The following is a 23,795-nucleotide window of genomic DNA, read 5'->3' as shown; positions in this document are numbered from 1 at the left end:
CGGCGACGCTGTTCCGAGGAAATTCATGGCCGGTAGGTGTCGTTCGATCCGTTTAAACGGTTTGGAATGTCGTCTCTCGACAGATTTCGAGGACAGTCGCGCGGCCGCACCCTTCGGCGTCACCGCTCCGGTTCGGCGTCCGGGAGCGAGACCACCGGCCGGTCCGCGTTCTCGACGAGCGACGCGGCCACGTCGCCGCTGAGCCACTTCACCAGTTTGCTCCCGCCGCGCGGCGAGAACACGATGGCCGACGCGTTCTCCTCGCGCGCGACGTCGAAGATCGTCTCCGCGACGTCCGTCCCGTAGGCGACGCGCGTGGTCACGTCGACGCCGGCCGCCGCGGCCCGGTCGCGAACGACCGAGAACGCGTCGGCGGCGACCTCCTCGCGCTGTTCGACCGACGCCTTGTCGGGCGCGCCGCCGGCTTTCTCGACGACGTGGACGACGACCATCTCCCCGTCGACCGCCGCGATTCGGGGGACGGCGGCCCGTGCCGTCGTCTCGGCGTCGTCGACGCTGGCGACGGGGACGACCGGACGGGCGAAGAGCGACGCGTCGAGGGGCGTGTCGGAGTCGTTCATGGGCGGGCGTACGGAGGGCGATCGTATATGCTTCGGGATTCGGGTGGAATTCAGATCGCGACGACCCACGCCCGGTAGCCGTCGTCGCGCCCGTACACCTCCTGAAACGCCCGGTCGACGAACCCCGCGAGCCGGTTCGCGTCCGAGCGCGCCGTGATCCGGACGTTGGTCCCCTCGGTCCCTTCGGGGCTCTCCAGCCGATCGATCCGGAACTCCGGGAACTCCGAGACGAGCGCCTTCACCCGATCGAGCTCCTCGTCGGTCGCGTCCAGGTTGAACGTCCGCTCCGCGAACTGGATCCACGGCCCCGGGAGGGGGTCGCCCTCCTCGTCGACGCCGTCGAGTTCGGGGTCGGACGCGACTTCGACGGTCAGGAAGGCGCTCCCGCGCTCGCGGTGGGCGACGACGGCGTCGGCGAACAGCTTTCGGCGTTCCGCCGGCGTGTCCGCGTCGAATCGAGTCATGGTCGCCGCTACGTCGCCGACGGGATAAAAACGGGGGGAGTCGCGGAGCGAGGGAGTCGCACCCGCCGACTGCGGCGCGCGAGCGCGCGACGAGAGCGGCCGGCGGGAGTAGCCGACGGCGGCGACGGTTTCAGCGGACTGGCCGGAAGCAACACCTCCTTAACGGATGCAACTGAATCGGGAGACATGGCCGACTATCACGTGCTTCTCCTCGGAGCACCCGGAGCGGGCAAAGGGACCCAGAGCAAGCGCCTCGCCGAGGCGTTCGACCTCGAACACGTCACGACAGGCGACGCGCTCCGCGCCAACAAGGACGTGGAGACCGAGTACGGCACGCCCCGCGAGTACATGGACGCGGGCGAACTCGTGCCGGACGAGGTCGTAAACGAGATCGTCGAGGAGGCGCTGTCGGCGGCGGACGGCTACGTCCTCGACGGCTACCCCCGGAACCTCTCGCAGGCCGAGTACCTCTCGGACATCACGGACCTCGACGCGGTCGTCTACCTCGACGTGGACGAGGACGAACTGGTCAGGCGGCTCACCGGCCGACGGCTCGACCCCGAGACGGGCGACATCTACCACGTCGAGTTCGACGTGCCGGACGACGAGGCGGTTCGCGAGCGGCTCGTCCAGCGCGACGACGACACGGAGGAGACGGTTCGCGAGCGCCTGCGGGTCTACCGCGAGAGCACGGAGCCGGTCATCGAACACTACCGCGAGCGGGGCGAACTCGTCGAGGTCGACGGCGAGGGGTCGCCCGACGAGGTGTTCGACCGCGTCGCGGAGACGATCCGCGAGCGGGCGTAACGGCGCGCCCGACGGCGGAGGGCGCATCCGACCGCGGTGGGGGCGGTGGAGCCGCGGGTGGCGCGAGGGACCGAAATCGGGCGCGATCCGCGACGCCGCCAGAGTAAAAGCTTCATAACGGGTCGATGGCTATCCTCCGGTAATGGCACGTATCGAAGCAAAGGTCCGGTCGCTCGTGGCCGAGGACCCAGAGATGCGCTCGGCCGTCGAGACGGTCCTCGACCGGTCCGAGGCCGGCGAGGTCCGGTGGGCGGACGTCCGCGGCGATCTCACGAGCGGGCAGTGGGGGCGGCTCATCGAGAAGGGCGTCCTCGTCGACGGCGACACCGGCGACGGGTTCTCCCTCGCCGACCCGGCCGCGACCCGCACGGCGGTGGAAAACGGCAGCGACGTCGGCGGCGCGTCGGCCGCGTCGGTCGACGACGACGTCGAGGGGACGACGTGGTCGAAGTGGGACAAGGGCGCGGCGCTCGTGACCGTCGGGCTGTTCCTCGGCTACTCGTGGAAGCCGGTTCGTGAACTGGTCGGCGGCACGTTCCACACCGTCCTCGGCCCCGTCGCGGAGATGCTCCCGTTCTACGCGGTCGTGATGGTGCTCGCGCTGGCGACCGGCCTGTACTCGACGCTCCTGCAGGCGAACTTGATGAACATGGAGAAGATGGGCATGTACCAAGAGCGGATGAAGGACATCCAGCGCCGGCGCAAGGAGGCGCAGGAGTCCGGCGACGACGCCGCCCTGGAGAAGATTCAGGAGGAACAGATGGAGGCGATGGGCGATCAGATGGGCATGTTCAAAGAGCAGTTCCGACCGATGGTGTGGATCATGTTCCTCACCATCCCGGTGTTCCTCTGGATGTACTGGGCGGTCGGCATCGGGGCGAACTCCCAGGCTCACATCGAGCTACAGCCGATGATCGTCCCGATCGCGGGAGAGGTTGGCTGGAAATCGTCCGTCGTCGGCCCGGTTCAGCTCTGGATCGTCTGGTACTTCCTCTGTTCGATGGCGTTCACCCAGATCATCCGAAAGGGGCTGAACATCAACACGACGCCGTCGACTTCCTGAGGGTCCGTCGGGGGCGCTCGGGAAGGTAACGCATTTTACTGCGACCGTTCGAGAGTGAGTATGTTGATAACCGTCTCCGGCCCGCCGGGCAGCGGCAAGAGCACTAACGCGGCCGAGTTGGCCGCGCGGTTCGGACTCGAACACGTGAGCGGCGGCGACATCTTCCGCGCGCTGGCCGCAGAGCGCGGGTACTCGCCCGTCGAGTTCAACGAACTGGCGGAGGAGGACGAGGGGATCGACCGCGACCTCGACCGACGGCTGTACGAGATCGCGAAGGAGCGCGACGATCTCGTGCTCGAATCCCGGCTCGCCGGCTGGCTCGCGGGCGACTTCGCCGACCTGCGGCTCTGGCTGGACGCCCCGCTCGGCGTCCGGGCGGCCCGGATCGCAGACCGCGAGGACAAGCCCGTCGCCGTCGCGCGCGAGGAGACGGAGCGCCGCGAGACGAGCGAGAAGAAGCGCTACAGGGCGTACTACGACATCCCCATCGACGACCTCTCGATCTACGACGTCGCGTTCAACACCGCGCGCTGGGACCCCGAGGCGGTGCTCGACGTGCTCGCGACCGCGGTCGAGACGTACGACCCCGACGCCGACGAGGGGAAACACCCCGTCGACGGCGTCCGGTACGACTTCTGACGATGCGAGGCTCGCCCGGAGCGCGCGACGCGACCGAGCTCCTCGAATTCGGGGTGGTGAACCTCGACAAGCCGCCGGGCCCCTCCGCCCACCAGGTGACGGGCTGGGTACGCGACCTCGCGGGCGTCGAGCGGGCCGCCCACGCGGGGACGCTCGATCCGAAGGTCACGGGCTGTCTGCCGGTGCTCCTCGGCGACGCGACCCGCCTCGCGCAGGTCTTCCTGGAGGGGTCGAAGGAGTACGTCGCGGTGCTCGAACTGCACGGGCGGCCGCCGGCCGACCTCGAAACCGTCGTCGCGGAGTTCGAGGGCGACCTGTACCAGAAACCACCGCGCAAGAGCGCCGTCTCCCGCCGCCTGCGGACGCGCGAGGTGTTCGACCTCGACGTGCTGGAAGTCGAAGATCGCAAGGCGTTGCTCCGGATCCGCTGTGAGAGCGGGACGTACGTCCGGAAGCTCTGTCACGATCTCGGCCTCGCGCTCGGAACCGGCGGGCACATGGGCCACCTCCGTCGGACCGCGACCGAGCCGTTCGATGACGGGGATCTCGTGACGCTTCAGGACCTCGCGGACGCGCTCGCGTTCGCGGCGGAGGGCGACGAAGCGCCGCTCCGCCGAGCCGTCGCGCCGGCGGAGCGGAGCCTCGACCACCTCCCGCGCCTGGTGATAAAAGAGAGCGCGGCGGAGCAGGTGGCCCACGGCGCGCCGGTGTACGCGCCGGGCGTCGTCGAGGTCGACGCGGGAGTCGAGCGCGGACGGTTGCTCGCGTGCTACACGCCGGACGGCGCGGCCGTCTGCCTCGGCAGGCTCGTCGGCGATCCCGACGCGGAGGCGGGCGAGGTCGTCGCGCTGGAGCGCGTGCTGGCGTGACGCCGGTAGCGTGCCGCTGTCAGCGCGACGTCCGACGATCGACGGGCGATCGGTCGCGCCTTTCGCGGCGCGCGACGGCGGCGACGAAACGAAGCCCTTAATTGACGGACGCGCGTCCCCCGATACGCGGGACCGTAGGGTAGTGGTATCCTCGGCGCATGGGGTGCGTCGGACCTGAGTTCGAATCTCGGCGGTCCCACTGTTCATGCTCGCCGAGCGACAGCGAGGCGTGCGAACGTGTCGAGCGGCGAGATTCGAGCAGGCGAGTCGCAGCGTCCGAACGGAGTGAGGATGACCGTCTCGACGGGTTCGAATCTCGGCGGTCCCACTTTTCGCGGAGCGAAAATGGGAGCACGAGGGTGAGCGGCGCGAGCCGTCGGCGATCCCATAAGAAATTTTATAGGCCCTCATCATTACGCGTCTCACACCCCTGAACCACCGGTTTTCGGCGTTTGGAGGGTTGGAGGTGAGTCGAATGGCGACGTTCGGTCCGTCGAATTTCGACTCACGACGAGGTGTGGATCCGGCCAGTTCGTCGAAAAACGCGCCCTCGCCCGGCCAGAGGGTGCGGACGGCGGCTTCGCGTCGAGATACTGTTCGTCATCCGATTCGAAACGTTATTGGAGGTTCTCTCGATAGATGAATCGCGTTCCACGATGGCCACCAAAGACGACGTCGCGTTTTCTGATATATTTCGCTCGACTCCCGTTCAATCTGCGATGATCTCCTTCGTTCCAGCGCTGCTCGCTCTCGCCCAGCTGGCGAACAGCTATTTCAACGATTTGTCCTTTTTCGTTTCCGTCCCGTTCGCAGCCGTGATGATCCTCTTCGCGATTCTCCTCACGCAGCACCATTTCGCCCAATTTCGGAGACGGCACTTCGAACGCGAGCTGTAGGTGTCGACCGCGATCGATCGCGGTGCGAACCGGCCGTACGACGTAATAAGAGAGGACGGACCGGAGGGCGTTCGCTCCGTCGGCGGGTTCTTGATCGTGACACGGTCGCGTCCACGACTCACTAACAGTTACTATCGGTCGAGTGCCGGTCGAATCAGGCGCGAGCGCCCGTACGTTCGGGCGCGTCGGCCTTGTTGTTGGCGTAGGCGCTGTAGGCCGAGAGGAGGGCGACGAGTAATCCGGAGATCGCCGTCCCCGTGGCCAGTTCGTCGCTTCCCATCTCGATGACGTAGGGCGAGATGAGCGCCCAGAGCCCGAGCAGGGCGGCCAGCGAGGCGACGCCCACGCTCGCCAACCGATCCCTCGACAGGCGGACGAAGTTGTACCCCGCGAGTGCGAAGATCGCGGTCCCGACGAGCGTGTCGTTCCAGATCGCCGTCTCCGTGGCCTCGAAGACGAACGGCGAGGCGACGAGGTACAACCCGATCAGCGCGACGAGGGCGCTCAGCCACTGCATCGTGTCCGTATTCAGGGTATTACGGGAGCGGTTGTTTTCGTGGGTTCGGGTCCTCTCTGAATCCGTTGTAGTGTCACTCATAATCAGCACTCGACTATCGCTCCGCGTTTTCAATAAGTATAGCGGCCACAGAGCCTGAACGTACAGATTTCGGTACTTGGATACTCGTCGTAAATTATTATATTCACGTCGGGATGTCGTCAAAAAATTCGGCCACGGGGCTTCGCAACCGAACCCGTTCGAGCCCGGCCGAGAGGACGTGGCGTCGATGCCGCTGGAACCGCTCCGAGACGGGACGATCGAACTTCGCGTCCTCGTCGATCGCTCCTCGGTCGAAGTATTCGCCAACGACGGCCGTCGGACGATGACGAATCAGGTGTTTCCAGACTGGGACAGCACCGGCGTTTCCCTCTTTGCGGAGGCGGGTGCCGCACGGATCGAAGAGCTGGTCGTGTACGACCTGACCGCTCGGTGATCCCCTCCCTTCGCCGACCCTGCGGTCGAACGCATCGAGCGACTCGACCGGAAGGTCAGCGGACGCAACGGGCGACAGAGCGGGTCGGCGCGTCTCTCGTGCTTTCGGAAGTATCGGAAATCACCCGGTTCCGTTTATTGCGATAGCCGAGAAAGAGACCCGATACGGATGATCAACGACGCTCGCGTCCTCCAGCCCGAGTTCATCCCGCAGGAGGTCGAGCATCGCAACCAGGAGGTCAACGTCCTCTCGAACGCGCTCAAACCGATCATGGACGGTCAGCCCGGCGAGACGTCGCTCCTCCTCGGTCCGTCCGGCGCTGGCAAAACGTGCATCGCGCAGTTCACCGTCGAGCGCCTCCGGGAGAACGTCCTCGACATCGACTCCCAGTACGTCAATTGCTGGCAGGACTACACCCGTTTTCGCGTCCTCTACCGCATCCTCGAAGGCGTCGGCCGAACCGTGGACATCCACCGTCGCTCCACGCCGAAGGACGAGCTTTTGAGCCGACTACAGGCGTACGACGGCCCGCACTACGTCGTCGTCCTCGACGAAGTCGACCAGCTCGAAGACGAGAGCGTCCTCTACGACCTCTACCGAACCCGCGGAATCACGATGGTCCTCGTCGCGAACCGCGAGGAGGATCTGTTCTCGGGATTCGACGAGCGGCTGACGAGTCGTCTCCACAGCAGCGTCCGGATCACGTTCGACAAGTACCACCTCGACGAACTCGTCGCGATCCTGAGTGCGCGGGCGCGCTGGGGACTATCGGAAGGCGCTATCGGAAACCAGCAGCTCGCGCTCATCGCGGACGCCGCAGCGGGGGACGCGCGGATCGGAATCGGTATCCTTCGCAACGCCGCGCGCCTCGCCGATCAGCGATCCTCGGACGCGATCACGAACGAGATCCTCCACGAAGCGATCCCCGACGGGCGCGAGGAGATCCGGAGATCGACGGCGGCGAAACTCCGCGAGCATCAGCGCGCCCTCTACGAGATTTTGACCGAACGGGGGGAGATGAATCCGGGCGACCTCTACGACGCGTACCGCGAGCGCGTCGACGAGCCGAAGACGAAGCGGACGGTCCGGAACTACCTCCAGAAGATGGAGCACTACAGGCTCGTCGTCGCCGAGGGCGAAAAGCGCGCGCGAACCTACAGACCCCGCGAGCGGCCCTCCCGAGACGGGTAACGGAACCATCGGAAACGACCCTGTCTTAGCTATGACGGTCGGAGCGGCTAGATCCGCCCGTGATGTACCCCGAGACCGGGGAGCACCCGACGCTCCCGACGTTACAGGACGGGATGACGCTCCTGCGGGTGGGTCGCGGCGCGACCGGCGCGCTTCACTCGCTCGTGCTCGACCGTCTCCTCGTTCAGGACGGAGACGCCGCCTGGGTCGACGCGAACGGGCACGGGTCGACGCAGCAGCTCTGTCGACTCGCCCCGACCATGCGGCCGCTCGACCGCGTTCACATCGCTCGCGGCTTCACGCCGTGGCAGCACTACAGTCTCCTCGCCGACCTCCCGGAACAGGTGTCGGACGGGACGTCGATCGTCGTCCTGCCGGCGTTCGACCGGTTCTACCGAACCGACGACCTGCGTCGCGGCGAGGGCGAACGGCTGCTCTCCGAGGCGGTCGCGCGAGTCGACGAACTGCTCGACGAAACCGCCGTCCCGGTTCTGGTCACGCTCTCGGAGCTCGACGAGTTCGCACGACCGGTCGTCGACGCGGTCTCCGAGACGCTGACGTGCGACGTGACGAGGTACGGGCCGCGGTTTTCCGGGGAGTCGTTCGAGACCCTCGTGTACCCCGTCGACGACGGGGCGGTCCAGACGACGATCTCGTACTGGAACCGCGTCCTCGCGGCCCGACACCCGACCGTGGCGGCCGCGGGCTCGCCGACGGAGGTGATCGCCGGTGGGGCGAACTAATCCGACCTACCGCGACGTGATTCGGACGACGGAAGGTCGGTGGGCTGACTACCGGCGGGCGCTCAGACGCCGGGATCGGCCGCACTTCGACCGATTGTTCGAACACGCCCGCGCGCACGCCGACGCCGGCGGGTACCTCAACCACCAGTTCGTCGAGCTCCCGATTCTCCTTTCCGTCGCGCTGGAACAGGAAAAGCGAATCGCGTCGCTCGAAGCGCGGCTCGAAACCCGAGGGGACGGGGAGTGACCGATGCCGTTCACGTTCGACTACCTCGACGGCGACGTCCTCGAATGGTCGGTGACGCCCGACGGAGCGGAGTGTTCGCGGAACGCGTCCTACGAGCCGACGATCTACGTCTCGGCCCACGGGGACGGCGATCTCGCCGACGTCTCGGCGGTGCTCCGTCGGCATCCGGACGTCTCGCTCGCCCACTTAGCCGAAGAGCGGATCGGTTTTAAAGACGATCCGGAACCGGTGCTCCGCGTCGACGTCGTCGATCTCGACGCGGTCACCGCGGTCGCACACGAGATCCGCGGCTGGGGGAGACCCGGCGAGTACCGGTGTTACAACGTCGACTTCGGCCGGGAGTTCAGATACTGCCTCGAAGAGGGCGTCTCTCCGGTTCCGACCGGCGATCTGACGATCCTCCCGGTCTCCGTGCCGGAGCCACAGCTCGCGGACGGGCGGATCACGACGGTCGAACTCGGAGACGAGACGGTGGAGGGGACGCAGGCGGAGGTCCTCGAAGCGGTCGCCGGCCGGCTCGACGACGACGATCCGGACGTGCTCCTCGTGAACACGGGCGAGGTCGTTCCGACGCTGTACGGGCAGGCCGACCGGCTCGGCGAGCGAGGGTTCCAGCTGGGACGGCTTCCCGGGTGGCAGCGGCTCGCGGGCGAGTCGACGTACGCGAGCGACGACCGCGTCGGGCACTCGCCGGCGCGGTACAACCTCCCCGGACGGGTGATCGTCGACCGATCGAACGCGTTCCTGTGGAATCACGCGAACGTCCACGGCTGTCTCTACCTCGTCGAGCGGTCGGGAAAGCCGCTTCAGGAGGTGGCCCGATCGTCGATCGGAACCGTCCTCACGGCGATACAGATCCGGGAGGCCCGAAAGCGCGGCGTGCTGGTCCCGTGGGACTCGTGGCGGCACGAACAGTTCAAGACGATGCGGCAACTGCACGAAGCGGATCGCGGGGGGTTCACGTTCGCCCCGAAGGCGGGCCTCCACGAGGAGGTTCACGAACTCGACTTCTCGTCGCTGTACCCGAACATCATCGTCACGCGGAACGTGAGTCCGGAGCGGATTCGCTGCGACTGCCACGCCGACCGCGAGGACGTTCCCGGACTGGGATACAGCATCTGCGACGAACCGGGGTACCTCCCCGAGGTGCTCCGACCGCTCGTCCGGGATCGGGACGGCTTCAAAGCCGAACTGGAGGAGACGGACGACCCCGAGCGCAGGACGGTGCTGGAGGGGCGGTCGAACGCGATCAAGTGGATTCTCGTCTCCTGTTTCGGGTACCAGGGCTTTTCGAACGCGAAGTTCGGCCGAATCGAGTGCCACGAGGCGATCAACGCCTTCGCCCGCGAGATCCTGCTCGACTCGAAGGAGATCTTCGAATCGAACGGCTGGGAGATCGTCCACGGGATCGTCGACAGCGTCTGGGTGCGGCGGATCGAGGGCGAAGCGCAGACGCCGCTCTGCGAGCTCGCGGAGCGGATCACGGGCGAGGTCGGCATTCGCCTCGAGTACGAGGCGGAGTACGACTGGCTCGCGTTCGTGCCGACGCGCGAGGGCGACGCCGGCGCGCTGACGAAGTACTTCGGGAAGGTCGCCGGCGAGGACGAGTACACGTACCGGGGGATCGAGTGTCGCCAGCGCAGCACGCCGGCGTTCGTCGAGCGGGCGCAGAAGGACCTGATACGGGTGCTCGACACGCACCGCGAGCCGGAAGCGGTCTGCGACCGGCTGGAGCTGTGGGTGGAGCGGCTACGAAGGGGAACGGTCGATCCGACGGACCTGCTCGTCGACAATCGCGTCTCGAAGCGCGTCGACGAGTACTCGCGGTACACGCGGAACGCGGCGGCGCTCGAACGCGCGGACGGTCAGGGGCTGAGTCGGCGTCCGGGCGAAACCGTCTCGTACGTCGTCGTCGACGACGAGAAACGGTCGAGAGACCGCGTCGCGTTGGCCCACGAGACGATCTCCGAATACGACGCCGACTTCTACGAGACGCTCCTCCTCCGGGCGGCGACGAGCGTCCTCTCGCCGGTGGGGTGGCGACGGTCCGCGATCGAGAGCGCGCTCGCGGACTCGCGGGACTCGACGCTGTCGGCGTTCGAGGGGTGGGAGTAGACGGATTCGGGCGATCGCCACCGCCCGGGGACGTCGGCGCTCTCGTCCGCGCCATGTTCCGCGTTCCCACTGTTTATATTTTTAACAGTATCGTTATACTAGATACACTTAACAGAGAGTAGAACGTTCTCTCGCGCGATGAAAAGATGAAAACGGCACATCCCGGCTGGGGACCGCTCGTCGTTCGGGTCGGTCTCGGCGGCATCATGTTCGTCCACGGCATCGGCAAGCTGCTCGACGTCGGCCCGGCGGCGACGGGCGTCGGCGGGTTCGCCTCGTCGCTGCAGGGGCTCGGCCTCCCGGCACCGGGCGTGCTGGCCTGGCTCGTCGCGCTCGCCGAGACGCTCGGCGGGGCGTTTCTCGTCCTCGGGCTGTTCACGCAGGTCGCCGCGCTGCTCGTCGCCGTCGTCATGCTCTGTGCGACGGTGCTCGTCCACCTCCCGAACGGCTTTCTCGCGTCCGACGGCGGCGTCGAGTTCACGCTCCTGCTCTTTCTCGCCGCGGTCTCGCTGGTGCTGAGCGGAGCCGGAAAGCTGTCCGCCGAACGGGCGCTGTTCGGCCGCGAACAGCGGTTGTAACCGACCGTCGAGGCGTATTGGCCGACGACACGAACTCTTCTGCGCGCGTCGTCGCGTGCACCGACGACGCGACGTGCTCCGCGGCTTGAATTACCAGCGCGCGGCCGCTTGCTAGCGTTTACCGATCTCGGCGTCGAACGTCACCGGGAGGGAATCGAATGAGTCGAGAAGACATCCCCGGATACACCCTCGGCGAGGAGTCGGTCTCCGAATCGCCGATCAGCATGGAGGAGTTCGAGCGACTCAAGGAGACCGTGATGTTCACGGAGGAGGACGAAGCGGCGCTTCGGACGGCCGGCGAGGTGCTCGAACCACAGATCGACGACGTGCTCGACCTGTGGTACGAATTCGTCGGATCGCACGACTTTCTCCTGCGGTACTTCTCCACGCCGGAGGGCGAGCCGATCGACGAGTACCTCGATCGGGTTCGCGCGCGGTTCGCCCGGTGGATCAGAGACACGTGCGACGCGCCGTACGGTCAGGACTGGCTGGACTACCAGTACGAGATCGCGCTCAGACACACCAGGGAGAAGAAAAACGAGACCGACGGGGTCGACGCCGTGCCGCACATCGACTACCGCTACGTCGTCGCGTTCGTCTACCCGATCACCGCGACCGTAAAAGACTTCCTCGCGAACGGCGACCACGACGACGCGGCGGTGGAAGCGATGTACGACGCGTGGTTCAAGTCGATCGTGCTGCAGGTCACGCTCTGGAGCTACCCGTACGTGAAGGACGGCGACTTCTGAGGGCTGCGGGGGCCGGCAAGAACCGCGGACGGCGTCGCGCGGCGGGCAGATTTACCTTCCCGCCGCGCGAGTGGTCGCACATGGCACTCGATTTCGCCGAGTACGCGGACGAAATAGGTCCCGGGCTCATCATCCTCGTCGCGCTCGTCCTGATCGTCTTTCCCGAACCGGCGACGTCGACGCTCGGCGTCGGCCTCCTCCTTTTCGGCCTCGTGTACCTGTTCTACGAGTGGCAGCGACCGTAGCGACGGCTCGCGCACCCCCCGCGCGTCTTCCGCGCACCATTCCACCGTTCACCGCTTCGCGCCCGGGTTCGTCACCGCGCCGTTCGCGGCGGAGCCGAACGCTCGGCCGTACTTCGCCAGCACGCCGGCCGTGTAGGTCGGCTCCTTCGGCGTCCAGTCGTCGCGGCGGGCCGCGAGTTCGTCGTCCGACAGGTCGACGTCGAGTCGGCGGTTCGGGATGTCGACGGTGACCTCGTCGCCGTCCTCCAAGAGTGCGATCGGACCGCCGTCCGCCCCCTCCGGCGCGACGTGACCGATCATGGGGCCTCGGGTGGCCCCCGAGAACCGGCCGTCGGTCAGGAGCGCCACGTCGTCCTCGTGGCCCTGCCCGACGACGGCGGCGGTCACGCCGAGCATCTCGCGCATGCCGGGGCCGCCGCGCGGTCCCTCGTTTCGGATCGCGATCACGTCGCCGGCGGAGATGTGCCCCTCCTGCACCCACCGCATCGCCGACTCCTCGTCTTCGAAGACGCGAACCGGTCCGGTGTGGCGGAGCTGGTCGTCCCTTCCGGTCACCTTCAACACCGCGCCGTCGGGCGCGAGGTTCCCCTTCAGGATCTTGATCGCCCCCTCCTCGTGGAACGGCTCGTCGACCGGCCGGAGGAAGTCGACGTCGATCTCCTCGTCGTCGGGGAGGTCGAGCGTCTCCAGTTCCGCGTCGATCGTCCGGCCGGTGACGGTCATCGCGCCGCCGTGGAACAGCCCCGCCTCGACCAGCCGGCGGATCACGACGGGCACGCCGCCGATCTCGTGGAGGTCGGCCATCACCCGCGAGCCGCCGGGCTGGAGGTTCGCGATCTTCGGCGTGCGGCGGGAGATCTCGTCGAACTCGTCGATCGACAGATCGATCCCAGCCTCGGCGGCCAGCGCGAGCAGGTGGAGGACGGCGTTCGTCGAGCCGCCGGTGGCGACCTGGAGGGCGATCGCGTTCTCGAAGGATTCCTTCGAGAGGACGTCCGACGGCCTGCGGTCGCGTTCGACGCAGTCGAGCACCGTCTCGCCGGCGCGGCGGGCGACCTCGTAACGCTCCTCGGACTCGGCCGGTGGGCTGGCGCTGCCGAGCGGCGCGAGGCCGATCGCCTCGGCGATCGACGCCATCGTGTTCGCGGTGAACATCCCGCCGCAGGAGCCCGCGCCCGGGCAGGCGTGCCGTTCGAGGTCGTCGAGTTCGTCCGCGCTCATCTCGCCCGTGGCGTACGCGCCGACGCCCTCGAAGACGTTCTGGACTGTCACCTCGCGGCCCTCGTGCTCGCCGGGGAGGATCGACCCGCCGTAGAGAAACACCGTCGGCACGTCCGTCCTGACGGCGGCCATCATCATCCCGGGGAGGTTCTTGTCGCAGCCGGCGACGGTGACGAGCGCGTCCATGCGCTCGCCGAACGCGACGAGTTCGACGCTGTCGGCGATCACCTCGCGGGAGATGAGCGACGCCTTCATCCCCTCCGTCCCCATCGAGATGGCGTCCGAGATGGTGATCGTCCCGAACTCGATCGGCATGCCGCCGGCCGCGTCGATCCCGTCGACGGCCGCCTCCGCGACGTCGTCAAGGTGGACGTTGCAGGGCGTGATGTCCGCGGCCGGGTTGGCGACGCCGACCATCGGCGAGGAGAGGTCCTCGTCGTCGAACCCCATCGCGCGGAACATCGACCGGTGCGGGGCGCGCTCCGCCCCTTCGGTCACTTCCGCGCTGCGCAGTCGAGAGTCCTTTGTACCGGCAAACGGCTCGTCTCCGCCGGAGTCGGACCCTTCGGCCCGGGGCTCCTGTTTGCTCATACCGGCACCTTACCGTCCGGTGGCTTAAAGGGTCAGGACGAGACAGACGTCGTGTCGAATCGAAGACCGGCCCGCCGAAGGGAAACCCGGAACGGCGTTACGCGTCGTCCGCCCGCCCGGCCAGCCCGGCCAGGTGTCCCGCTTCTTCGACGACGATCTCCTCTGCGCCGAGTCGAGCGGCGTTCTCGCTTCCGGGCAGGCAGAACACCGGGACTCCCGCGGCGACGCCGGCGACGGCGCGCGTGCCGACGACGCGCGTGCCGATCTCCTCGTACGAGAGCCGTCGGAACAGCTCGCCGAACCCCGGCAACTCCTTGTCGAAGAGCGGCCGAACCGCCTCGACGGTCACGTCGTCCGGCGTCACGCCCGTCCCGCCCGACGTCACGACGGCGTCGACGTCGTCGCGACCGACGAGGGCGTTCACCGCCGACTGGACGCCGTCGTAGTCGTCGTTGACGAGGTCGCGGGTGACCACGTCGTTCCCATCGGCCTCGACCGCCGCGACGATGGCGTCGCCCGCGGAGTCGTCCTCCATCGAGCGCGTCGAGGAGACGGTCACGACCGCGACGCCGACTCGGTCGAGGTCGTGGTCGTGGTGGTGATCGTGGTCGTGGTCGTGACGGCCGTGACGGTCGTTTTCGTGACGGTCGTCGTGTCGGTGCTCGTGACGGTCGGCGGTGTGGTCGCGGTCGCGATCGTTCCCGCGGCCGTCGGATACGTCGCGTTCGTGGGTCTCGTCGTTTCGCGCGTCTCCCATAGCGGGCGTTCGAACCGACGGGACAAAACGTTCCGTCCTCCGTCGCACCGCGGTCGGGCCGACCGCCGCCGATCAGACGAGGAGCACCCCGCGGAAGAGCAGGTACGCGGTCGCAGTCGAGCCGATCAGCGTGGCGACCCAGCTGGCGAGCGTTCCGACGAACTTCCGCCCGTCGATGCCGGCGCCCGCTCCCGCGATGCCGCACCCCGCGATGCTGTTTATGATGATGTGGTTGTACGAGATCGGGACGCCGAGGACGTTCGCGATCACCTGAACCATCGGGATCGCCGTCAGGAGGACCGCGAGCGACGTTCGCTGGCCGAGGCTGGCGTAGTGTCTGCCGACCGCGTTCAACATCACGGGGCTCTTCACCCACGACCCGACGAGGATGCCGAGCGCCCCGTACACGATGAGCGGGACGATGCCGACGCCGAGGTTTTCGAACGTTCCGACCAGCGGGCCGACCGCCAGTCCGACCTGACTTCCGCCGCCGATGAAGGAGAAGACGATGCCGGCGAACAACACCGCCTTGTCGATGACGCGGTCGGACCGGGACGAGCGCGGGACGTACCGCCGGATGAGAAGCGTGATTCCGAGCGCGAGCACGACGGCTGCGAGGCCCGATCCGATCCACGAGGCGAGCGTGAGGGTCCAGTACCCCGCGTTCGGGGCGTATCCCGCCGCGAATCCGACGCCGGCGACCGCCCCGAACGTCGAGAAGGCCACCGGAATCGAGTGCTCGGCGACGATTCCCAATCCGACGTACAGCCCGATGACGACCAGCGCGACGGTCCCCATCTCGAACGTGATCGCGCCGCTCACGATCTCGGTTCCGACGCCGCGCGTAACCGCCGCGCCCTGTGCGACCGCGCCGGCGAACCCGAACACGCCGACGAGCAGGGCCCCGCGAAGCGCGCCGACCGAGTTCGAGCCGATCGCCGGGGCCATGGAGACGGACACGCTGCTCGCGCCGGTCACCGCGGCCACGGCGAACGAGATGAGCAGCGCGGCTCCGAGAAGAACGGGTGAGATCACGGTGGGTGCAACGGCCGCCTCGACATAGTCGTTCGCGTTTCCGGGCCGGGCTACGCCTGGAGCGTATATATCGACACTGCTCGACGACACCGCGCGAAACGACGGTGCCGTCGGTTCCGAACCCGTCACTCGAACGGGCAAAAGGTCTACCGCCGCGCAGGACCGAGCGCCGAACGAGACGATCGCCGATGCCGTCCGTCGTGTCCGTCGCCGCGCGCCGCACCCGCCGCGCTCATCGGCGCTCGACTCGGCGGAGGTGTGAGCCACCATGATCCGACGAACCGAGGCGGTAGCGCGGGCGAGCGAGGATCTCCCGTCGGCGCTCACCCCCTCGTCGAATCCCGGCGAACCTCTCGTCGGTGCATACAGTTTTGTCCCCCTGTGTGCCACCTTGGCGCATGAAGGCAGTTCAGTTCGCGGAGCACGGCGACCGCAGCGTCATCACCTACGACGAGTACCCGGAGCCGGAACCCGGGCGGGACGAGGTCGTCGTCGACGTCAAGGCGGGCGCGTTGAATCACCTCGACGTGTGGACCCGGAAGGGACTACCGGGCATCACGTTGGAGATGCCGCACGTTCCCGGCAGCGACGGGGCCGGCGTGGTCGAAACCGTCGGCGAGGACGTGACTCGGTTCGAACCGGGCGACCGCGTCGCGGTGACGGCGGGCGTCGCCTGCGGCGAGTGCGAGTTCTGCCGACACGGCGAAGCGTCCATGTGCGCCCGCTTTCGCATCCTCGGCGAACACCTGCCGGGCGTCCACGCCGAACGGGCGGCGGTGCCGGCGGACAACCTCGTGGCGGTTCCCGACGGCGTCGACTGGGAGATCGCCGGATCGGCGTCGCTGGTCTTTCAGACCGCCTGGCGGATGCTTCTGACGCGCGGCGAACTCGGCCCGGGCGAGTCGGTGCTCGTCCTCGGTGCGTCGGGCGGCGTCGGCCACGCGGCGGTGCAGATCGCCGACTACGTCGGCGCGGAGGTGTACGCCACCGCGAGCAGCGAGGAGAAGCTTCGATACGCGGAGGAGTGCGGCGCCGACCACGTCATCGATTACGAGGCCGACGACTTCGCGGCGCGGATCCGGGAGCTGACGGGCAAACGCGGCGTCGACGTGGTGGTCGATCACGTCGGCGCGGCGACGTGGCACGACTCGCTGAAGAGCCTCGCGAAAGGCGGCCGGATCGTCACCTGCGGCGCGACGACCGGCGGTCGACCGGAGACGGATCTGAACCGCATCTTCTGGAATCAGCTTTCGGTCATCGGTTCGACGATGGCGACGCCGGGCGAGGTGGACGACGTGCTCGAACTGGTGTGGGACGGGACGTTCGAACCGCGGATCCGGGAGGTGCTGCCGATGAGCGACACCGCCCGCGCCCACGAGATGATCGAGAACCGAGAGGGCTTTGGTAAAGTGGTGGTAAAACCCGACAGTGAGATCTGAGGGACGCGAGCAGACCGGGACCAACTCCGACGAGCGGAGCGAGCAGCTCGCTCGTCGGGAAGCGCGACCCGCCGGTGACGTGCTCCGCTCGCTCGAAGACGAAACGCGCGAAGACGCGTCGGGGGGCGAGCGAAACGACGGGGGGTACGTCCACCGTCCCGGCACCGTCGCCGCGGGCGAGTCGAGCGAGTCGAAACCTGCCGGCTTCGGACGCGCGGGCTGGGTTCTCGTCGCCGCCGTGGTGCTCTCGTTTCTGGTGATCCCCGGCGTCATCTACCTCGTTCCGACCGCACCGGCGGAGCTGGGGATGTCGTTCTTCGCGACGATGCTGGTTCTGCCGATGGTCCCGGCGCTCTTGCTCGGCCTCGTCGCGGTCTGGTCGATGACCGCTGCGACGCGCGGTCGACGGTGAACTCCACGAGGCGCAGATATTTTACTTCGAGGATGCGTACCGACGGTATGAACCCCCCGTCCGTCGCCCGTGGGCTCCCGAAACCCGATCCGTCGTCGTCGTCCGACGACGTCGTCCGGCCGAAGCTGAACGGGCTTCGTGACGACGAACCGCTCCCCGACGGGGGCGTCGATACGCTTTCGATTTCCGACTCGCCGGCGACGTTCGCGTGACATGGCCACGGAGACAGACCCTTCGATCGGCTATCCGACCGACGCCCCCGGCGAGAGCGTCCGCATCGAGACGAACGGCGTACGGCTGCACGCGGTGCAGGCCGGTCCCGACGACGGGCCGCTCGTCGTGTTGCTCCACGGGTTTCCGGAGTTCTGGTACGGATGGTGCGACCAGATTCGACCGCTCGCGAACGCCGGCTACCGGGTCGTCGTTCCGGATCAGCGCGGCTACAACCTGAGCGACAAACCGAGCGACGTTTCGGCGTACCACCTCGACGAACTCGCGGCCGACGTCGTCGGACTCGTCGACGAGATGGACAGGGAGAGGGCCATCGTCGTCGGTCACGACTGGGGGGCAGCCGTCGGCTGGTGGGTCGCGCTTCATCACCCGGAGCGAGTCGAGAGGCTCTGCGCGGCGAACGTTCCGCACCCGTCGGTGTTCCAGCGGACGCTCCGACGAAGTTGGAGCCAGCGGCTCAGAAGCTGGTACGTGGGCTTTTTCCAGGTTCCGGCGCTGCCCGAGGCCGCCTCGCGCTTTCACGACTGGGAGCTGCTCGTGCGATCGATGCGGGAGACGAGCGAACCGGGGACGTTCTCCGAGGCGGACTTCGAGCGCTACCGGGGAGCGTGGAACCAGCCGGGCGCGATCACCGCAATGCTGAACTGGTACCGCTGTGCCGCTCGAACGCGCCCGACGCCGCGCACCGAGCGGGTGAGGGTTCCGACGCTCGTCCTCTGGGGCGCGCGCGATCAGTTCCTGAAGAAGTCGATGGCGCGTACGAGCGTCGACCTGTGCGACGACGGTCGGCTGACGATGTTCGAAGGCGCGACCCACTGGGTCCAGCACGAAGAACCGGTGAAGGTCGCGGACCGACTCGTCGAGTTCTTCCGCGAGCGGTGACGATCGTCCGACGGAGATACTGGCGAACAGACGGCACGATCGTCGACGGACGCGGAGGGGCGTGCCGTGCTCCCGCGACATCCTCCGCGGTGGCGGTCAACGCACGGACGGTCTGGCCGCGTTTTGATATATAAAATTCGGGCGGGGGGAGGCGATGCCGGGTCGGGCGTCACCAGTCGATGACGCGCCGGTCGCGCCAGAACAGCCCGGCGGGACTCCCCGGTTCGAACCGACAGAGCCAGACGGGCGTCGCGGCCCCCTCCTCGATCGACCGACTCGCGTTCTCGCCGCCCATGTCGGTTCTGACCCAGCCGGGACAGACCGAGTTGGCGAGGAGCCCCCGGTCGCCGTACTCGCCGTGGAGGTACGCCGTGAGGCCGTTCAGCCCCGTCTTCGAGACGCGGTACGAGGGCGACCCGCCGCGTTGCGGCTCCGCGAGCGCGCCCATCCCGGAGGAGACGTTGACGACGCGTCCGCCCTCGCGCTGGAGCAAGAGCGGCAGGGCGTGCTTGCAAAGCAGCATCGGTCCGCGGAGGTTCACCGCGAGCGTCCGGTCGATGCGGGTCGTCGGCTCGGCGACCAGCGAATCGTCGAACTCGCCGACTCCGGCGTTGTTGACGAGGACGTCCAGCCGTCCGGTCTCTTCGAAGATACCGTCGACGGTCGCCTCGACGTCGCCTTCCTGGGTCACGTCGAGCAACGCGGAGCGCGTACCGCCTGGAACGTCGTTGGACGCGCTTCGGGTGCCCGCGTAGACCGTCGCGCCGAGGTCGGTCAGCCGGGTTGCGATCTCTCTCCCGATCCCTCGGTTCGCGCCGGTGACGAGCGCGACCTGCCCATCGAGAGCGTCGTACAGCTCGGGTTCCGGTTCCATCCCGTGCGAGTTGCCGGCGCGCGACGATAGGTCTTATTTACCGCCGACGCGATCGCGATGGCGTGGCAACTATTTACGTCGATCTCGACGGCACGCTCGTCCGGTACGCGCGTTCGTATGGGGAGCTGTTCGCCTCGACGTGCGAGTCGCTCGGCGTCGCCGTCCCGGACGGCGGCGTCGACTACTACACGGAGTCCTTTTTCGAGCGGTTCCGCTCGTTCGACGACGACCCCTACCGCGATGCCGCCGCCGACTTCTGTGCGACCTACGATCTCGACGTCGACGGCGCGGTCTTCGCTGAGGCGCTCGTTGAACGGGAACTCGCCGCCTCGACGGTCCCCGCTGGCGCGAAGGCCGCGCTCGCGGCGCTGTCGGAGGATCACGCCCTCGGGGTGCTCTCGAACGGCGTCGGGGAGGTACAGCGCGCGAAGCTCGCCGTCCACGGCCTCGAATCCCTGTTCGACGACGTGCTCGTCTCTCACGAGGTCGGGGCGATGAAACCCGACCCGGCGCTCTTTGCGGCCGCGAAGGAACTGCTGCCGGCCGACCGGTACGTCTACGTCGGCGACGACGCGCGGGACGACGTGGAACCGGCGCGGCGGGCCGGGTTCGTGACGGTCCGCGTGGCGGACGGCAGCGGGACGGACGGCGACGCGGCCGATTCGAGCGCCGACCTCCGAATCGCGCCCGACGAGTTCTTCCGGATCGCGGAAGTGCTCTAAGGCCCTTCGACCGCCACCGGATCGAACGCTTCGCCGGACCAGCGCCACGCCCGCAGTTCGTCCGTCGCGGGCGAGGCGATCAGGTAGACGTACCCCGTCCACGTCGCGCGCGCTCGATCCGCGGCGCTGGGAAGCGGCGCGCTCTCGGGGTGGGAGTGATAGAAACCGACGAGATCCCGTCCGTCGCGTTCTGCGGATTCGATCGCGGCGAGCGTCGCGACCGGATCGAGTTCGTACGCGGTTCTCGGATCGTCGGCGACGTTCGGGACTCGAACCGCGTCGACGACGCGGCTTCTCCCCGCGTCGTTCCGCTCGCCGACGAGGACGCCGCAGACCTCCCTCGGTCCGGCCGGGTCGCGCGCGCCCGCCGCGGCGTGGGCGAGCACGTCCCCGCGGACGGACTCAGCGAGGGCCAGCCTCGAAGTCACGGCGCATGGCGATCTCGAACCACGGGCAGAGCCGAAGCTGCCGGTACCACCGGGGGTGGTCGTGCAGGTGCTCGTAGTCGACCCAGAGCATTCCGCCGATCTCGTCCTCGTCCGGGTCGAGGGAGGTGTCGTCGAGCGTCACCTTCAGCACCGCGCAGACCTCCCACTCGACGCCCTCGTTCGGGTAGTAGCGCTTGTACTCGAATCTGTCCGTCACGCGGAGGTCGCCGTACTGGTCGGGGGAGACGCCGAGTTCCTCCTCCAGGCGCTGCCGCGTCGCTTCCTCCTGCGTCTGACCCTCGCTGGGGTGCGACGCCACGGTGCCGTCCCAGTAGGTGTCCCAGAGGCGCTTTTTCGGGCTGCGCTGGGCGAGCAGGATGCGGCCCTCGCGGTCGAACACCAGCGCGGTGAACGCGCGGTGGCGGACGCCGTCGCCGGTGTGCGCCTCCAGGCGATTCACGAGCCCCTGTTCGTTGTCGTCGCCGTCGACCGCGACGACGTCCTGTCGGGCGTTTCGGTGAACCTCCGTCTCGCCGCGCTCCCGCGTCTCCGTCCCGCCGCCGTCGTCGGACGGGGGAACCTCGTTCGCGCTCATGGCGGAGTCATTGCGGACGGGGGTGAAGGGTGCTTCGATGCGAGCGCCGAGCGAGAGGGGTAAGAGCAAAGGGCCATCCCCGGGTTGTTCGACTGTGTTCGCCGTCGACCTTCACACCCACAGCCGTTTTTTCCACGGATGGCGCGGCCGAGCCACGCGGTACGACCCGCTGGGACTCCGTTTGAACGCCGTCGCCGCCCGCCTCCGCGGCCTCGACGGCTTCGCCGTGACGAATCACGACTACGCGTACTCCGCCGAGATTCGGACGCCGACGATCCCGGGAATCGAGGTGTCGACGACCGAGGGACACGTCCTCGTCGTCGGACCGAACCCGCCGAGCAGGACCGAGGCCCGCGGCCTCACCCCCGTCGAGACGGTGTCTCTCGCGCACGATCGGGGTTGCGTGGCCATCCTCGCGCACCCGTACCGAAACAGCGCCGCCCGGAACTCCGACGCCGAGTTCGACGCCGTCGAGCTGAACGGCAAGAACCCGGATCACGTCGCGCGGACGAGGCGACTCGCGGACCGTCTCGGCCTCCCCCTCGTCGGCGGCAGCGACGCGCACTACCCGATCGAGATCGGGCGGGCGTACACCGAGATCGACGCGGACGAACTCACCCCGCGAGGGGTCGTCGACGCCGTCCGCGCCGGTCGGGTCGAAGCGATCGTCAAACTGAGTCCCACAGACCGCCTCCTCGCGCGGGCGTACAATCGCATCCACACCGCCAAGGGGTGGATGGAATCCGGACACTGAGGTCGACGGGCGAGACTCCTCACTCCGGGTGCGGTTCGTACGCCTCTCCGACGCACAGTTCGAGGACGTTCGGGCGGGTCTCGACGACGAGGCGATCGGTCGAGAGCATCTCGCCGTCGAGGCTGAACCGGATCGGATCGTCGTTCCGGACGTCGAGCGAGAGCGCGGGGGTCTTCAGTCGGGTGATGTTCTCCGTCTCGCCGCCGAACAGCCGCTGGACGGCGGCCTGACCGGCCAGGTCGACCGCGGGTCGGTCCTCGATGATCGTCACGTCGAACAGGCCGTCCTCCACGTCGGCCTGCGTCCGCCCCTCCGCCGGGAATCGTCGCCCGTTGCCGATGAGGACGCACAGCGCCTCGCCGGTCCACGGCTCGTCGTCGGCGGCGGCGGCGTCCGCGACGACGCGGTCGCTAGGATCGCCGGACCGATCGTCGCCCCGGTCGCCGCCGCCACCTCGGGATCGCTCCGACGCTCCCGTCTCTGGCCCGGGCTCGGGTTCGATGCGGAGCTGGATGGGTTCGAAATCGGCGATGGTCCGCAGCGTGGTCAACACGTACGCGACGACGCCGAACCGGCTCTTCGAGTCGGGCTCCGTCGCCCCGCTCGCCTCGGCGGTCAGCCCGCAGACGCAGGAGTTGACGAACGGGCGCGAGGTCTCCTCGCCGTCGGCCGTCGCGCGGGCGACGCCCAGGTCGATCCGGCGGCGCTCGCCGGATTCCGCGACCTCGAAGGCGTGTTCGACGCCCTCGACGCCGACGTTCGCCGCGAAGTTGTTGCCGGTTCCCGTCGGGACGACGCCGAACGTCACGTCCTCGACGCCGCCGCCCCGGTCGATTCCGGCGAGCACCTCGTTTATCGTGCCGTCGCCGCCCGCGGCCAAGACGAATTCGGCGCCGGCGTCGACCGCCTCGGCGGCGAAGCGGATCCCGTCGCCCTCCTCTTTCGTCTCCCGGACCGAGAAGCCGTGCTCGGCCGCGAGTTCCCGGACCGTCTCGGCGTGGTCTGCGCTCCCGCTGACCGGGTTCAGGACGACGACCCGATCCGCCGACTCGGCGCGTCCGCCGTCCGCCGCGGTTCCGCGCGCCCGGGCGTCGCCGCTCGACCGGAGGTCTCGTCGCATGCCGTCCGCTACCCCCGCCCGCGAGAAAGGTGTGACGGGCGGCGTGGTGGGAGGGGAGCTGCTCGGGTTCGTCGCGGTCGACGAACCGCCGGCCGAAAGCGTCTCACCCGAGCCGTTCGTCGAGGATCAGTCGCGTCTTCGTGCTCTTTACCTCCTCCAGCTCGCGCGCCTGCGTGATGAGTTCGTTCACCGCGCGCGTGTCCGTCGCGTCGACGACGAGCACGATGTCCTCCTCGCCGGAGACCTGCCAGGCGAAGTCGGCCTCCTCCCACTCGGCCATCCGGTCGCACACCTCGGCGGTGTTCACGTCGACGGCGACGGACACCTCGATCATCGCCTTGACGTTGCCGGTGCGGGTCGCGACGGTGAACCGCTCTATGATCCCCTCGGTCGTCATCCGCTCGACGCGGTTTCTGACGGTCCCCTCGGAGGTGCCGACGCGTCCCGCGATCTCCGTGTACGGCGTCCGCGCGTCGCGCCGGAGGATGTTCAGGATCCGCCGATCGAGGTCGTCCATACACGGGTATGCGCGTCGGTCGGCATATGGATTACGAA

General features: G+C 68.1%; 30 protein-coding genes and 1 tRNA gene. 20 read left to right on the top strand and 11 right to left on the bottom strand.

What is annotated here, in order from left to right; genetic code table 11:
- Positions 1–119 precede the first annotated feature (119 nt).
- Positions 120–581 (bottom strand): universal stress protein, encoded by a 462-nt coding sequence (locus tag C3L37_RS03315; RefSeq protein ID WP_129113186.1) that lies wholly within the window; start codon positions 579–581, stop codon positions 120–122.
- A gap of 50 nt (positions 582–631) precedes the next feature.
- Positions 632–1,045 carry a hypothetical protein gene (locus C3L37_RS03310; RefSeq protein ID WP_129113185.1) on the bottom strand — a complete coding sequence of 138 codons (414 nt, stop codon included), beginning with the start codon at positions 1,043–1,045 and terminating at the stop codon, positions 632–634.
- A 186-nt stretch (positions 1,046–1,231) separates the two neighbouring features.
- Between C3L37_RS03310 and C3L37_RS03305 the strand changes: the two genes are divergently transcribed.
- From C3L37_RS03305 to C3L37_RS03280, 6 genes are all read left to right on the top strand, one after another.
- Positions 1,232–1,852 carry an adenylate kinase gene (locus C3L37_RS03305; protein ID WP_129113184.1) on the top strand — a complete coding sequence of 207 codons (621 nt, stop codon included), beginning with the start codon at positions 1,232–1,234 and terminating at the stop codon, positions 1,850–1,852.
- 142 nt (positions 1,853–1,994) lie between these two features.
- Positions 1,995–2,915 (top strand): DUF106 domain-containing protein, encoded by a 921-nt coding sequence (locus C3L37_RS03300; RefSeq protein ID WP_129113183.1) that lies wholly within the window; start codon positions 1,995–1,997, stop codon positions 2,913–2,915.
- A gap of 60 nt (positions 2,916–2,975) precedes the next feature.
- Positions 2,976–3,554, top strand: coding sequence for a (d)CMP kinase (cmk, locus tag C3L37_RS03295; protein ID WP_129113182.1), 579 nt, complete (start codon positions 2,976–2,978; stop codon positions 3,552–3,554).
- A 2-nt stretch (positions 3,555–3,556) separates the two neighbouring features.
- Entirely contained in the window at positions 3,557–4,423 is an 867-nt protein-coding gene (locus C3L37_RS03290) for an RNA-guided pseudouridylation complex pseudouridine synthase subunit Cbf5 (protein WP_129113181.1), read from the top strand.
- Between the two features lie 128 nt (positions 4,424–4,551).
- Positions 4,552–4,622, top strand: a tRNA-Pro gene (locus C3L37_RS03285).
- A gap of 457 nt (positions 4,623–5,079) precedes the next feature.
- Positions 5,080–5,319, top strand: a complete 240-nt coding sequence (locus C3L37_RS03280) for a hypothetical protein (protein ID WP_129113180.1) — start codon at positions 5,080–5,082, stop codon at positions 5,317–5,319.
- A 154-nt stretch (positions 5,320–5,473) separates the two neighbouring features.
- On the opposite strand, the gene C3L37_RS03275 is transcribed toward C3L37_RS03280, so the two are convergent.
- On the bottom strand, positions 5,474–5,917 hold the full coding sequence (locus C3L37_RS03275) for an SPW repeat protein (protein ID WP_129113179.1): 444 nt from the start codon (positions 5,915–5,917) through the stop codon (positions 5,474–5,476).
- A 76-nt stretch (positions 5,918–5,993) separates the two neighbouring features.
- On the opposite strand from C3L37_RS03275, the gene C3L37_RS03270 reads away from it, so the two are divergent.
- From C3L37_RS03270 to C3L37_RS24115, 8 genes are all read left to right on the top strand, one after another.
- Entirely contained in the window at positions 5,994–6,311 is a 318-nt protein-coding gene (locus tag C3L37_RS03270) for a GH32 C-terminal domain-containing protein (protein ID WP_228546094.1), read from the top strand.
- Positions 6,312–6,479: 168 nt separating this feature from the next.
- Positions 6,480–7,502 (top strand): Cdc6/Cdc18 family protein, encoded by a 1,023-nt coding sequence (locus C3L37_RS03265; RefSeq protein WP_129113177.1) that lies wholly within the window; start codon positions 6,480–6,482, stop codon positions 7,500–7,502.
- Positions 7,503–7,564: 62 nt separating this feature from the next.
- Positions 7,565–8,245 carry a hypothetical protein gene (locus tag C3L37_RS03260; protein WP_129113176.1) on the top strand — a complete coding sequence of 227 codons (681 nt, stop codon included), beginning with the start codon at positions 7,565–7,567 and terminating at the stop codon, positions 8,243–8,245.
- Complete coding sequence (locus tag C3L37_RS03255; protein WP_129113175.1) at positions 8,232–8,492, top strand: hypothetical protein; 261 nt, start codon at positions 8,232–8,234, stop codon at positions 8,490–8,492. Before C3L37_RS03260 ends, C3L37_RS03255 begins: the two co-directional genes overlap by 14 nt.
- 3 nt (positions 8,493–8,495) lie before the next feature.
- A complete protein-coding gene (locus C3L37_RS03250) occupies positions 8,496–10,607 on the top strand; it encodes a type B DNA-directed DNA polymerase (protein WP_129113174.1) in 2,112 nt (703 codons plus the stop codon).
- Positions 10,608–10,753: 146 nt separating this feature from the next.
- Positions 10,754–11,185 carry a DoxX family protein gene (locus tag C3L37_RS03245; protein ID WP_129113173.1) on the top strand — a complete coding sequence of 144 codons (432 nt, stop codon included), beginning with the start codon at positions 10,754–10,756 and terminating at the stop codon, positions 11,183–11,185.
- Between the two features lie 158 nt (positions 11,186–11,343).
- The gene (locus C3L37_RS03240; protein ID WP_129113172.1) at positions 11,344–11,934 is read left to right on the top strand and encodes a protoglobin domain-containing protein; all 591 of its coding nucleotides are present in this window, start codon (positions 11,344–11,346) and stop codon (positions 11,932–11,934) included.
- 80 nt (positions 11,935–12,014) lie between these two features.
- Positions 12,015–12,179 (top strand): hypothetical protein, encoded by a 165-nt coding sequence (locus tag C3L37_RS24115; RefSeq protein WP_164974646.1) that lies wholly within the window; start codon positions 12,015–12,017, stop codon positions 12,177–12,179.
- Positions 12,180–12,227: 48 nt separating this feature from the next.
- Here the strand turns inward: C3L37_RS24115 and ilvD are convergent, their stop codons facing one another.
- From ilvD to C3L37_RS03225, 3 genes are all read right to left on the bottom strand, one after another.
- Complete coding sequence (gene ilvD, locus C3L37_RS03235; protein WP_129113171.1) at positions 12,228–13,991, bottom strand: dihydroxy-acid dehydratase; 1,764 nt, start codon at positions 13,989–13,991, stop codon at positions 12,228–12,230.
- A 97-nt stretch (positions 13,992–14,088) separates the two neighbouring features.
- Entirely contained in the window at positions 14,089–14,748 is a 660-nt protein-coding gene (locus C3L37_RS03230; protein WP_129113170.1) for a MogA/MoaB family molybdenum cofactor biosynthesis protein, read from the bottom strand.
- A 72-nt stretch (positions 14,749–14,820) separates the two neighbouring features.
- The gene (locus C3L37_RS03225; protein ID WP_164974645.1) at positions 14,821–15,783 is read right to left on the bottom strand and encodes an inorganic phosphate transporter; all 963 of its coding nucleotides are present in this window, start codon (positions 15,781–15,783) and stop codon (positions 14,821–14,823) included.
- Positions 15,784–16,181: 398 nt separating this feature from the next.
- Here C3L37_RS03225 and C3L37_RS03220 point away from each other — a divergent pair, with 398 nt between their 5' ends.
- The 4 genes from C3L37_RS03220 to C3L37_RS03210 all read left to right on the top strand — a co-directional run bounded on the left by C3L37_RS03220 (position 16,182) and on the right by C3L37_RS03210 (position 18,747).
- A complete protein-coding gene (locus C3L37_RS03220) occupies positions 16,182–17,222 on the top strand; it encodes a zinc-binding dehydrogenase (RefSeq protein WP_129113168.1) in 1,041 nt (346 codons plus the stop codon).
- Positions 17,223–17,301: 79 nt separating this feature from the next.
- On the top strand, positions 17,302–17,634 hold the full coding sequence (locus C3L37_RS03215; protein ID WP_129113397.1) for a hypothetical protein: 333 nt from the start codon (positions 17,302–17,304) through the stop codon (positions 17,632–17,634).
- A 47-nt stretch (positions 17,635–17,681) separates the two neighbouring features.
- Positions 17,682–17,846, top strand: a complete 165-nt coding sequence (locus C3L37_RS24110; RefSeq protein ID WP_164974644.1) for a hypothetical protein — start codon at positions 17,682–17,684, stop codon at positions 17,844–17,846.
- A 1-nt stretch (position 17,847) separates the two neighbouring features.
- Positions 17,848–18,747: an alpha/beta fold hydrolase gene (locus C3L37_RS03210; protein ID WP_129113167.1), complete on the top strand. Its 900-nt coding sequence runs from the start codon at positions 17,848–17,850 to the stop codon at positions 18,745–18,747.
- 169 nt (positions 18,748–18,916) lie between these two features.
- Here the strand turns inward: C3L37_RS03210 and C3L37_RS03205 are convergent, their stop codons facing one another.
- A complete protein-coding gene (locus tag C3L37_RS03205) occupies positions 18,917–19,621 on the bottom strand; it encodes an SDR family NAD(P)-dependent oxidoreductase (protein WP_129113166.1) in 705 nt (234 codons plus the stop codon).
- 62 nt (positions 19,622–19,683) lie between these two features.
- Here C3L37_RS03205 and C3L37_RS03200 point away from each other — a divergent pair, with 62 nt between their 5' ends.
- Entirely contained in the window at positions 19,684–20,343 is a 660-nt protein-coding gene (locus C3L37_RS03200) for an HAD family hydrolase (protein WP_164974643.1), read from the top strand.
- On the opposite strand, the gene C3L37_RS03195 is transcribed toward C3L37_RS03200, so the two are convergent.
- Together C3L37_RS03195 and C3L37_RS03190 are read right to left on the bottom strand one after the other, a co-directional pair.
- On the bottom strand, positions 20,340–20,771 hold the full coding sequence (locus C3L37_RS03195; RefSeq protein WP_228546093.1) for a desampylase: 432 nt from the start codon (positions 20,769–20,771) through the stop codon (positions 20,340–20,342). The two genes, C3L37_RS03200 and C3L37_RS03195, sit on opposite strands and share 4 nt — an antisense overlap.
- Positions 20,746–21,366: an NUDIX hydrolase gene (locus C3L37_RS03190; RefSeq protein WP_129113164.1), complete on the bottom strand. Its 621-nt coding sequence runs from the start codon at positions 21,364–21,366 to the stop codon at positions 20,746–20,748. The genes C3L37_RS03195 and C3L37_RS03190 overlap by 26 nt, the downstream gene beginning before the upstream one ends.
- 181 nt (positions 21,367–21,547) lie before the next feature.
- Between C3L37_RS03190 and C3L37_RS03185 the strand changes: the two genes are divergently transcribed.
- Complete coding sequence (locus tag C3L37_RS03185; protein WP_228546092.1) at positions 21,548–22,120, top strand: PHP-associated domain-containing protein; 573 nt, start codon at positions 21,548–21,550, stop codon at positions 22,118–22,120.
- Between the two features lie 19 nt (positions 22,121–22,139).
- Here the strand turns inward: C3L37_RS03185 and C3L37_RS03180 are convergent, their stop codons facing one another.
- Both C3L37_RS03180 and C3L37_RS03175 read right to left on the bottom strand, forming a co-directional pair.
- Positions 22,140–23,240 (bottom strand): diacylglycerol/lipid kinase family protein, encoded by a 1,101-nt coding sequence (locus tag C3L37_RS03180; RefSeq protein WP_129113162.1) that lies wholly within the window; start codon positions 23,238–23,240, stop codon positions 22,140–22,142.
- A 103-nt stretch (positions 23,241–23,343) separates the two neighbouring features.
- A complete protein-coding gene (locus C3L37_RS03175) occupies positions 23,344–23,757 on the bottom strand; it encodes an Lrp/AsnC family transcriptional regulator (RefSeq protein WP_129113161.1) in 414 nt (137 codons plus the stop codon).
- Positions 23,758–23,795: the final 38 nt, after the last annotated feature.

This window comes from Halegenticoccus tardaugens, assembly GCF_004116405.1.
In the GTDB taxonomy this organism is placed as follows: Archaea; Halobacteriota; Halobacteria; order Halobacteriales; family Haloferacaceae; genus Halegenticoccus; species Halegenticoccus tardaugens.
Note: the sequence above shows the minus strand (reverse complement) of the source record. Positions and strands in the feature narration are given on the sequence as shown.

Bases quoted from the DNA above. Each gene is read 5' to 3' on its own strand.
- ilvD (WP_129113171.1), bottom strand. From the start codon at position 13,991: ATGAGCAAACAGGAGCCCCGGGCCGAAGGGTCCGACTCCGGCGGAGAC.
- C3L37_RS03190 (WP_129113164.1), bottom strand. From the start codon at position 21,366: ATGAGCGCGAACGAGGTTCCCCCGTCCGACGACGGCGGCGGGACGGAG.
- C3L37_RS03275 (WP_129113179.1), bottom strand. From the start codon at position 5,917: ATGAGTGACACTACAACGGATTCAGAGAGGACCCGAACCCACGAAAAC.
- C3L37_RS03305 (WP_129113184.1), top strand. From the start codon at position 1,232: ATGGCCGACTATCACGTGCTTCTCCTCGGAGCACCCGGAGCGGGCAAA.
- C3L37_RS03210 (WP_129113167.1), top strand. From the start codon at position 17,848: ATGGCCACGGAGACAGACCCTTCGATCGGCTATCCGACCGACGCCCCC.
- C3L37_RS03250 (WP_129113174.1), top strand. From the start codon at position 8,496: ATGCCGTTCACGTTCGACTACCTCGACGGCGACGTCCTCGAATGGTCG.
- C3L37_RS03315 (WP_129113186.1), bottom strand. From the start codon at position 581: ATGAACGACTCCGACACGCCCCTCGACGCGTCGCTCTTCGCCCGTCCG.
- C3L37_RS03240 (WP_129113172.1), top strand. From the start codon at position 11,344: ATGAGTCGAGAAGACATCCCCGGATACACCCTCGGCGAGGAGTCGGTC.
- C3L37_RS03290 (WP_129113181.1), top strand. From the start codon at position 3,557: ATGCGAGGCTCGCCCGGAGCGCGCGACGCGACCGAGCTCCTCGAATTC.
- C3L37_RS24115 (WP_164974646.1), top strand. From the start codon at position 12,015: ATGGCACTCGATTTCGCCGAGTACGCGGACGAAATAGGTCCCGGGCTC.
- C3L37_RS24110 (WP_164974644.1), top strand. From the start codon at position 17,682: ATGAACCCCCCGTCCGTCGCCCGTGGGCTCCCGAAACCCGATCCGTCG.
- C3L37_RS03180 (WP_129113162.1), bottom strand. From the start codon at position 23,240: ATGCGACGAGACCTCCGGTCGAGCGGCGACGCCCGGGCGCGCGGAACC.
- C3L37_RS03310 (WP_129113185.1), bottom strand. From the start codon at position 1,045: ATGACTCGATTCGACGCGGACACGCCGGCGGAACGCCGAAAGCTGTTC.
- C3L37_RS03245 (WP_129113173.1), top strand. From the start codon at position 10,754: ATGAAAACGGCACATCCCGGCTGGGGACCGCTCGTCGTTCGGGTCGGT.
- C3L37_RS03280 (WP_129113180.1), top strand. From the start codon at position 5,080: ATGGCCACCAAAGACGACGTCGCGTTTTCTGATATATTTCGCTCGACT.
- C3L37_RS03300 (WP_129113183.1), top strand. From the start codon at position 1,995: ATGGCACGTATCGAAGCAAAGGTCCGGTCGCTCGTGGCCGAGGACCCA.
- C3L37_RS03230 (WP_129113170.1), bottom strand. From the start codon at position 14,748: ATGGGAGACGCGCGAAACGACGAGACCCACGAACGCGACGTATCCGAC.
- C3L37_RS03260 (WP_129113176.1), top strand. From the start codon at position 7,565: ATGTACCCCGAGACCGGGGAGCACCCGACGCTCCCGACGTTACAGGAC.
- cmk (WP_129113182.1), top strand. From the start codon at position 2,976: ATGTTGATAACCGTCTCCGGCCCGCCGGGCAGCGGCAAGAGCACTAAC.
- C3L37_RS03205 (WP_129113166.1), bottom strand. From the start codon at position 19,621: ATGGAACCGGAACCCGAGCTGTACGACGCTCTCGATGGGCAGGTCGCG.
- C3L37_RS03265 (WP_129113177.1), top strand. From the start codon at position 6,480: ATGATCAACGACGCTCGCGTCCTCCAGCCCGAGTTCATCCCGCAGGAG.
- C3L37_RS03220 (WP_129113168.1), top strand. From the start codon at position 16,182: ATGAAGGCAGTTCAGTTCGCGGAGCACGGCGACCGCAGCGTCATCACC.
- C3L37_RS03175 (WP_129113161.1), bottom strand. From the start codon at position 23,757: ATGGACGACCTCGATCGGCGGATCCTGAACATCCTCCGGCGCGACGCG.